This window comes from Aeromicrobium sp. CnD17-E (genome assembly GCF_024124745.1).
Classification (GTDB): Bacteria; Actinomycetota; Actinomycetes; order Propionibacteriales; family Nocardioidaceae; genus Aeromicrobium.
This window is the reverse complement of record NZ_JAMXRU010000011.1, coordinates 45686-54635: the sequence shown is the minus strand read 5'-3', so window position 1 is coordinate 54635 and position 8950 is coordinate 45686. Positions and strand designations below refer to the sequence as shown.

At 71.3% G+C, this 8950-nt stretch carries 7 protein-coding genes; 2 read left to right on the top strand and 5 right to left on the bottom strand.

The genetic code is table 11. The annotated features are described in order from the left end of the window. On the bottom strand, positions 1 to 99 hold a 99-nt coding region (locus tag NH339_RS18995), incomplete at its 3' end, for a hypothetical protein (protein WP_374208198.1). Between the two features lie 127 nt (positions 100 to 226). Between NH339_RS18995 and NH339_RS04460 the strand changes: the two genes are divergently transcribed. After that, positions 227 to 2137 (top strand): glycosyltransferase, encoded by a 1911-nt coding sequence (locus tag NH339_RS04460; protein ID WP_253022950.1) that lies wholly within the window; start codon positions 227 to 229, stop codon positions 2135 to 2137. A 51-nt stretch (positions 2138 to 2188) separates the two neighbouring features. On the opposite strand, the gene NH339_RS04455 is transcribed toward NH339_RS04460, so the two are convergent. Genes NH339_RS04455 through NH339_RS04445 form a run of 3 tightly spaced genes read right to left on the bottom strand, consistent with a single transcriptional unit; the run spans position 2189 to position 5611 of the window. Continuing rightward, on the bottom strand, positions 2189 to 3160 hold the full coding sequence (locus NH339_RS04455; RefSeq protein WP_253022948.1) for a lysylphosphatidylglycerol synthase domain-containing protein: 972 nt from the start codon (positions 3158 to 3160) through the stop codon (positions 2189 to 2191). Continuing rightward, complete coding sequence (locus NH339_RS04450; RefSeq protein WP_253022946.1) at positions 3150 to 4385, bottom strand: polysaccharide pyruvyl transferase family protein; 1236 nt, start codon at positions 4383 to 4385, stop codon at positions 3150 to 3152. The genes NH339_RS04455 and NH339_RS04450 overlap by 11 nt, the downstream gene beginning before the upstream one ends. A 2-nt stretch (positions 4386 to 4387) precedes the next feature. After that, a complete protein-coding gene (locus NH339_RS04445; RefSeq protein WP_253022944.1) occupies positions 4388 to 5611 on the bottom strand; it encodes a glycosyltransferase in 1224 nt (407 codons plus the stop codon). A 223-nt stretch (positions 5612 to 5834) separates the two neighbouring features. Here NH339_RS04445 and NH339_RS04440 point away from each other — a divergent pair, with 223 nt between their 5' ends. Next, positions 5835 to 7661, top strand: coding sequence for a glycosyltransferase family 39 protein (locus NH339_RS04440; protein ID WP_253022943.1), 1827 nt, complete (start codon positions 5835 to 5837; stop codon positions 7659 to 7661). 80 nt (positions 7662 to 7741) lie between these two features. Here the strand turns inward: NH339_RS04440 and glf are convergent, their stop codons facing one another. Further along, positions 7742 to 8899 carry a UDP-galactopyranose mutase gene (gene glf / locus NH339_RS04435; protein WP_067858856.1) on the bottom strand — a complete coding sequence of 386 codons (1158 nt, stop codon included), beginning with the start codon at positions 8897 to 8899 and terminating at the stop codon, positions 7742 to 7744. Positions 8900 to 8950: the final 51 nt, after the last annotated feature.

Here is an 8950-nt window from a genome sequence, read left to right as displayed (position 1 = left end):
GGCGGCCACGCTGCGCTGCAGCACGCTGCGGCCGGCGAGGTCGAGCAGCTGCTTGGGCCGGTCGGCGCCGACCCGCAGCCCGAGCCCGCCGGCGAGCACGATCGCCCAGGTCCGACGCTCTGCCACGCCGGTGAGCGTAGCGCAGCAACCGGCGTACTAGGCTCGGACGCGCATGCCGCCGCCCGTCGCCCGGCCGCGGACCGTCGACCTCGGAGACCCCTGACCTATGCCCCACCTGCTGCAGCGCGTCCTCTTCCCCCTCGAGCGGGACCCCGACATCCTGCCGCTCTACGCCGACCCCGAGGTCTGGACGGCCGTCCGGGGCAAGCCGCTGCGGGTGAGCGACGACGCGCACGCGAACGACATCCTGGGCCGCGACCGCTTCCGGGTCCGCACGTCGCGCCGGGTGTCCTTCGCCAGCTACTTCAACGCGTTCCCGGCGGCGTACTGGCAGCGCTGGACGGTCGTCGGCTCGGTGCGCCTGACCGTGCGCACCCAGGGCGAGGGCAGCATCATCGTCTACCGCTCGAACGCGCAGGGCGTGCAGCAGCGGGTCGCCACCAACGACCTGAGCGGCGTCACCGAGAGCGTCTTCGACCTGCCGATCCGCAACTTCGGCGACGGCGGCTGGTACTGGTTCGACATCGTCGCGGGCGACGAGCCGGTGGTGCTCGAGGGCGGCGACTGGAGCACGGACGACGAGCCGATGCGGACCGGCAACACGTCGCTCGGCATCACGACCTTCAACAAGCCCGACTACTGCGTCACGACGCTGCGCACGCTCGCCGACCAGCCCGAGGTGCTGCGCGAGGTCGACGTCGTCTACGTCGTCGACCAGGGCGACCAGAAGGTCGCCGACCAGCCCGGCTTCCCCGACGTGGCCGCCGCGCTGGGCGACCAGCTGCAGATCGTCGACCAGCCGAACCTCGGTGGGTCGGGCGGCTTCTCCCGCGCGATGCTCGAGACCGTCGACGCCGGGCGCAGCGACTTCCTCCTGCTGCTCGACGACGACGTCGAGGTGGAGCCGGAGAGCATCCGCCGCTCGGTGCAGTTCTCGCGCTTCTGCCGCACGCCCACCATCGTCGGCAGCCACATGTTCGACCTGCTCGACAAGCCGATCCTGCACGCGCTGTCGGAGACGGTCGACACCTACTACTTCATGTGGCGCTCGGCGCTGCCCGAGCAGATGCGCCACGACTTCCGGCGCGCGAACCTGCGGCAGACGCCCTGGATGCACCAGCGCCTCGACCCGGACTACAACGGCTGGTGGATGTGCATGATCCCCACCGAGGTGATCCGCGAGATCGGGCTGTCCCTGCCGGTCTTCATCAAGTGGGACGACGCCGAGTACGCCCTGCGCGCCCGCGAGCACGGCTACCGCACCGTCTCCCTGCCGGGCAGCGCGCTGTGGCACGTGTCGTGGGTCGACAAGGACGACTCGCAGGACTGGCAGGCGTACTACCACGCCCGCAACCGCCTCCTCACCGGTCTGCTGCACTCCCCGCACCCGGGCGGCGGCAAGCTGCTGAGCAACTCCGGCCGTATCGACCTCAAGCACCTGCTGACCATGCAGTACTACGCGGCGACGCTGCGCCACCGCGCGATCCGCGACCTGCTCAAGGGTCCGAGCCACCTGCACCCGACCATGGCCGGCACGATGCCGGAGCTGCGCGCAGCGACGCGCGACTTCGTCGAGACGCAGGTCATCAGCGACCCCGAGAAGCTCCCCGACACGTGGGAGGGCAAGCGGGTGTTCCCGCCGAAGTTCGACCGCGAGCCGAGGGGCCCCCGCCTGGCGCTGTTCACGGCGAAGGCCGCGTCGCGGCACTGGCGCACCGAGGTGCCCCAGGGCAACGTCGAGCGTCCACAGGTCGAGCTGGCCAAGGGCGACGCCACGTGGTGGCGCGTGCCGGCCTACGACTCGGCCCTGATCTCCAGCGCCGACGGCCGCGGGCAGTCGCTGTACCGCCGCGACCGGGCGACGTTCCGCCGCCTGTGGCGCGAGAGCCGCCGCCTGCACGCCGAGCTGCGCAAGAACTGGGACCGGCTGGCGCGCGAGTACCGCGAGGCGCTGCCGGAGGTCACCTCGGCCGAGGCCTGGAAGGACACCTTCGGCACCAGCCGCGACCGCGGCTGACCCGGTTCGCCCGCTGCGGTCCCGGTCGCTGCGGTTCCACCGGCCCGCGGGTCAGCCCGCGGGCGGCGGGGCGACCGGGCCCGGCACGGTGTCGTGCCGGGCGAAGAGCTTGCGGCCGAGGACGGCCGTCCCGAGGAACAGCAGGTCGACCAGCGCCGACCACAGCCGGCTCGCCACCGTGATCGCGAGGGCGAACTCGCTCGGCATGATGAGCGAGAGCAGCACGAGCTGGACGCCGTCGCGCACGCCGATGCCGCTGGGCAGCAGCGGCGTCGCCATCCCGAGCGCACCGGCGAGCGTGAACGCGCCCACGATGAACCAGAAGTCGTCGGCCGCGTTGATCTGCGGGTACATCGCCTTGGTGAGGAAGAAGTAGCTGCTGCCGGCCAGCACCGTGCCGATGCTGTAGAGCACGAACGAGCGGATCGTGGCGGTCGCGTTCGTGCGGACCTCCGCGAGCGCCGACTCACGCTTGATCAGGCGGAACGCGAACCGCGTCGCCCGGTTGAAGACCGGCGGCACGAGGATGAGGAGCATGGCGAGCGCCAGGCCCACCATGAACGCCTTCATCGTCGTGGAGATGACGTCGAGCCGGGGGTCGAGGCCGAGGATGAGCAGCGCGACGAACATGGACGCCACGATCTGCATGCCCGCCTCGAGCAGCGACGAGACGGCGAGCCGGCTCTTGGCGATGCCCTGCTGGCTGGCGAGGTAGATCTTGCCGCCGATCCAGGCGACCGTGCCCGGGATGTAGCGGCCCATCCACGCCTTCGCGTAGATGTCGGCGAGCACGGGGAACCGTGGGAGCCTCGGGGCGCCGAGGTCGCGCAGGATGAGCGCCCAGATCATCACGCCCCAGAACCGGAACGCGAGCGAGACGAGCGAGGCGAGGACGACGAGCCACCACGTGAACGTCAGGTCGCCGAGCACGGACCAGTCGAGGTCGTGCAGGTAGAGCGCGAAGAAGACGACGACCAGGACGACGAACGTCGTGACGAGCGCGAGGCGGACCCTAGAGGACACGGAGTGCCTCGTCGTAGGCCGCGGCGACCGACGCGCGCTGGGCCGCGGTCGCCTCCTCCAGGGAGGCCCGCACCTCGTCGGACTCCGCCAGCAGCGTGGTCAGCAGACCGCCGACCCGCGCGCCGAAGCCGTCCTCGAGCGCGTCCTCGATCGGGAGCGCGTACCGGCTCATACCCACCTGGTCGAAGAAGACCCGGCCCTTGTCGACGTAGTACACGTTGATCGACGGTACGCCGGAGCTGATCGCGATGATGTTCGAGTGCAGGCGGAAGCCGACCATGGCACGTGCCGAGGAGATGACCGAGCGCAGCTCGGCCGGCCCCAGGTCGTCCTGGTCGAGCACGCAGGTCTGGGTCAGGTCGCCGACCGCGGCCGCGAGGTCGTGGCAGAGCGCGGTGTCGGCCTCCCCCATGTGCATCGGCAGGAACAGCAGCCGCGAGCCGGACGCCTGGGCGACCTCACGGACCGTGCTGCGCAACGAGGCGAGGTAGGCCTCGTGCCGCTCGTCGCCGACCGTGACGTCGCGGCCGAGGCGCCGCAGCAGAGCCTGGCGGTACTTGAAGGGCAGCAGTCCGCTCTGCTTGTAGTGGAACCAGTCGCGCGGGCCGATGCAGACGACGTCGTCGAAGAAGTCGTCGGCGAGGCCGTAGGTCGCCACGAGCGAGGCGCGCAGCTCCGCCGACATCGGCTCGGGACGGGGCAGCACGGCCGGGTCCGACGCCGCGAGCACCCGGTCGGGGTCGACGCCCCAGCCGAGCAGCTTGTCGCGCGACTCGTCGTCGCGGACGATGAAGCGGCGGCAGCGGCCGACGACGAGGGCGATCAGGCGCCGGCTCGACGCGGACCGCGTGGGGCCGATGCCCTGGAACGCACCCACGACCTTGCGGTTGACGAAGGAGAGCACCGTCATCTTGACCACCCAGTACCAGAGGGCGGCCTTGTTCGTGTAGTCCTTGAGGATCTCCCCGCCGCCCCAGAGCACGACGTCGTGACGCCGCGCCTCGCGGAGCAGCCGCAGCCAGGCGAGCGGCGACAGCGACTGGAAGTCCATGTCGAGGACGTCGATGTCGTACCACCGGCCGTCGCGCTCGGGGTACTGCGAGATGCCGGTGATGCGGGCCTCGGGGTCGCGCGAGCGCACCAGGGCCACGATGCCCTCGGCGATCGCCCGGTCCCCTCGGTTGGCTGCGAGGTCGCTGTTCATCAGCAGGATGCGGCGAGCCACGGTCACACTCCTTCGTCGGCGAACAGGAAGTCGAGATGGGCACGGGCCACGGTGGGCCAGTGGAACTGTCGGGCGGTCCGCATCGCCTCGTGTCCCATGCGTGCGCGTCGTGCGTCGTCCAGGTCGACGGCGGCGGTGAGCGCCCGGGCCAGGGCGGCGCTGTCGCGCTCACCGACCAGGTAGCCGTTCTCGCCGTCGACGAGGAAGTCGTCGGCACCGCTCTCTGCGGTGGCGATGCACACCTGACCGACGGCGAGGCCCTCCATGAGGGCCACGGGCAGGCCCTCGGCGTCGCCGCTGTCGGTGATGATCGAGGGGACCACGTAGGTGCCGTGGTCCGCGAAGAGGGCCGCCTTGTCGGCGCCCGTGAGGTAGCCGGTGAACCGCACGGCGTCGGCGCCGAGACCGAGCTCGGCGGCCCGCTGCTCGAGGTCGCCGCGCAGCGGTCCGTCGCCGGTGACGGTGAGCGTGACCTGCGGCCGGGTGCGACGCACCTCGGCGAGCGCCTCGAGCAGGTAGGCGACGCCCTTCTTCTCGGCCAGCCGTCCGACGAAGAGCACGCGCTCGCCCGGGCCGACGGACGGCTCCTCGGCGTCGGGCAGGTCGACCCCCATCGGGATGATGCGGGTGCGGGGCTCGAGCGCCGCCCAGGCCTCGTCGTCGAAGAAGGCCCGGAGCTTGTCCATGGAGCGCCGGCTCACCGCCGTGATGCGCCGGGCCCGCACGGCGTGGGAGCGGACCACGCGGGGCCCGAGCCACGGGATCTTCCACCAGACGCTGACGTCGGAGGCGTGGGTGGTGAACACGAACGGCGTGCCGGTCAGCCGCCCGACCCAGCGCGCGACGACGGCCTGCGGGGTGAACCAGTGGGCATAGACGACGTCGGGGCGCTCGCGGCGCACCAGCGACCACAGGGCGAGGAACTCGCCGACGAAGAGGGTGAGGACGGTGGGCAGGAGCCACGGCTTGGCCTGCAGCGTGGGCATGATGCCCCGGCCGGCGAGCTGCTCGGCACCGCGCGGCCACGCGTAGTGGAAACGGTGCTCGTCGTAGTCGGCGTGCCGGGTCGACGTCCGCGTGCCCGACCGGCGGTCGTGCGGCGCCAGCACCGTGACCCGCAGCGACGGATCCTCCGCCCGGAGGGCGAGCACCTGGTCGCGGACGAAGGCGGGCACGGGGTCGGCGTCGTGCGCCGGGAAGGTGGAGGCGACCACGAGGAGGTGCACGGTGCTTCGTCCCCGTCCCCGGGCGTGCTGCGGCACGCCCGTCTCGTCTCGCTGTCACTCCCGCTGAACGGGCGGTCTGCTGGCTGCCCGACCGACGATCGGAGCCACCCCACCCTAGCAGCGCGGGCCCACGGCCCCGGGGACGCCGAAGGGCTCGCCGCGCCCCCACAGGGCCGCCGGATAGCATCGTCGATGATCTTCACGACCTGACGAGGGAGCCTCCTTGCGCGAGACCACGCCGCAGCAGCAGAGCGGACGCGGCAGCGTCGACCGCGAGCTGATCGACCCCGCCGGCGCCACGCCCGCCCACGCCCGCTTCTGGTGGGTCGTGTCGGTGGGCCTGCTCGTCGGCCTGGTCCTGCTGAACCTCTACGTGGCCCTGTCCGCCGCCGCGCCCCGCACCCCCTACGACGAGATCGGCGTGCTGCAGGCGTCGCGGCTGCTGTCCGGCGAGGGGACGGTGACGAAGACCCTGTCGCTCGGCTACTACCCGGGCGCGGGCCTGTTCCTCGCGCCGATCTGGTGGTTCACGCAGGACGGCGCCACGGTCTACGCCGCGGCGATCCACGTCAACATCCTGGTCGGGCTGCTCACCGTCGTCCCGCTGACCTTCCTCGGCCGTCGCGTGGGCCTCACGACGCCGCAGGCGATCGCGGCCGCCAGCGTCGTGATGCTGCTGCCCGCGCGCACCGCCGTCTCCGACTACGTCCTCGCCGAGCAGTCCCTCGCGCTGTTCGCGGCATGGGCGATGGTCGCGGCGTACCGGCTGTGGGACCGACCGACGGTCCCCAACGTCGGCTGGTTCGTCCTCGCGACGCTGCTCGCCTACTTCACGCACGCGCGGGCCCTCGTGCTCGTGCTGGTCGCCGGCATCTGGCTGCTGCTGCTCGTGCGACGCCGCTGGCAGACCGCGCTGGTCGGCCTGGTGCTGCTCGGCGTCGGCCAGCGCCTCGTCGCCTGGCTCGCCGGTCTCGTCGTCAGCGAGGTCACGGTCGACGGCTTCGGGCAGGGCACGTCGCTGCTCGGCAAGCTGACGTCGCTCGGGGGCATCTTCGCCCGGGTCAGCCTGGTCCAGACGTGGGCCCAGCTGTGCGCGACGCTCGGCCTGGTCGTCATCGGCGGTCTCGTCCTCACCCGGCACACCTGGTCGGACCTGCGGGTGCGCCGCGCGGTCGGGCCCGACGGCTTCGTGTGGGGACTCGGCGTGGCCGCCGCGCTGCTGTCGTTCGTGGCGTGGTCGTCGACCACGTCGCACGTCTACCCCGACGGCCCGCGCTTCGACTCGTGGACGTACACGCGCTACATCGACCCGTTCATCACCGGCGTCGTGCTGGTCGGCCTGGCCGCCGTGATCCGACGCCTCGACCGGCGCACCGCCGCCGTCGGCCTCGGGCTCGCGCTCGTCGTGGTGGCGGGCACCGTCGCCTGGGCGATCCGCATCGTCCCGACCTGGGGCTCGAACTACGGCCCGGCGAACAACGCTGGCATCTACCCGCTCCTGCGGTTCCGCGACCTCGAGCCGTTCCGGCTTCCGCTCTTCCCGACGTTCACGAACGACAACCAGATCTGGGCCTGGGGCTCCCTGCTGGTCGTGGTCTCGCTCGTCGTGATCCTGCTGCTGGCGTCGCGACCCCGCGTGCTGTTCGTCGTGCTCGCCGTCGGCGCCGTGGCGCTGTCCTGGTACGGCAACCCCTACCAGACGCGTGACGCGCCCTACCGGATCGAGCAGGCCCTCGAGAAGATCGACACCGTCGACGGCGGCGACACCCCCGTCTCGATGCTGATCGACTGCCCGGTCTCCAGCCAGCGCAACGTCGCCACCAACTGGGTCGGCTTCTGGTTCGCCGACCGCGACGTCGACCTGGTCGACGCGACCGACGAGCTCACCGGCGACGAGCCGGCCGTCGTGGCGTGCAACGGCTGGACCAACCCGACCGACGCACCGCGCGTCGCCGGCTCGGACAACTACGGCTACTCGCTGTACGTCCTCGACCCGACGGTCGCGGAGCGGCTGCGCGAGCGCGGCGTCGAGCTGACCTCCCAGCCCTAGTCCCCGGCCGACCGTACGACGACGCCCTCGTCGCGACCGTGGTCGCGACGAGGGCGTCGTCGTCGGTGCTGCGCGCGGACTCAGGCGCCGAGCAGCGGTCCGACCTGGTTGCGGAACATCGACAGCGCGGAGCCGATGGCCATGTGCATGTCGAGGTACTGGTAGGTGCCGAGCCGGCCGCCGAAGAAGACGTCCTGCTCCCCCTCGGTGAGGGTGCGGTAGGCCAGGAGACGCTCGCGGTCGGCGTCGGTGTTGACCGGGTAGTACGGCTCGTCCGTGCGCTCGGCGAACCGCGAGAACTCCCGCATGATCACGGTCTTGTCGTCGGGGTAGGACGTGCGCTCGGGGTGGAAGTGGCGGAACTCGTGGATACGCGTGTACGGGTACTGCGAGTCCGGGTAGTTCATCACCGACGTGCCCTGGAAGTCGCCCGTGGGCAGCACCTCGCGCTCGAAGTCGAGCGTGCGCCACGACAGCTCGCCCTCGGCGTAGTCGAAGTAGCGGTCGACGGCGCCGGTGTAGACGACCGGCACCTGTCCGACGGTCGAGGCCTTGCTGACCGGCTGGTCGGCGTCGAAGAAGTCGACGCCGAGCCGCACCTCGATGTTCGGGTGGTCGGCCATGTTCTCGAGCCAGCGCGTGTACCCCTGCGTCGGCAGGCCCTCGTGGGTGTCGTTGAAGTAGCGGTTGTCGTACGTGTACCGCACGGGCAGGCGGGTGATGATCTCCGCGGGCAGCTGCGTGGGGTCGGTCTGCCACTGCTTGGCCGTGTAGTCGCGGATGAACGCCTCGTACAGCGGGCGGCCGATCAGCGAGATGGCCTTCTCCTCGAGGTTGGCCGCCGACGCGGTGTCGAACTCCCCGGCCTGCTCGGCGATCACGGCGCGCGCCTCGTCGGGCGAGTAGGCGGCCGAGAAGAACTGGTTGATGGTGCCCAGGTTGATGGGCAGCGGGTACACGACGCCGGCGTGGTTCGTGTACACGCGGTGCTGGTACCCGGTGAAGGTCGTGAACCGGTTGACGTACTCCCACACGGTCTCGTTGGAGGTGTGGAAGAGGTGGGCGCCGTAGCGGTGCACCTCGATCCCGGTCTCCGGGTCGTCCTCGGAGTAGGCGTTGCCGCCGACGTGGTCCCGTCGGTCGATGACGACGACCTTGCGACCCAGCTCACGGGCGACCCGCTCGGCGATGGTCAGTCCGAAGAATCCCGATCCGACGACCACGAGGTCGGCGTCCATGTGCACTCCTTGCGTTGGTGGCGAGGGACGCTGCAGTCTACCCGGCGCCCG

Bases quoted from the DNA above. Each gene is read 5' to 3' on its own strand.
- NH339_RS04460 (WP_253022950.1), top strand. From the start codon at position 227: ATGCCCCACCTGCTGCAGCGCGTCCTCTTCCCCCTCGAGCGGGACCCC.
- glf (WP_067858856.1), bottom strand. From the start codon at position 8,899: ATGGACGCCGACCTCGTGGTCGTCGGATCGGGATTCTTCGGACTGACC.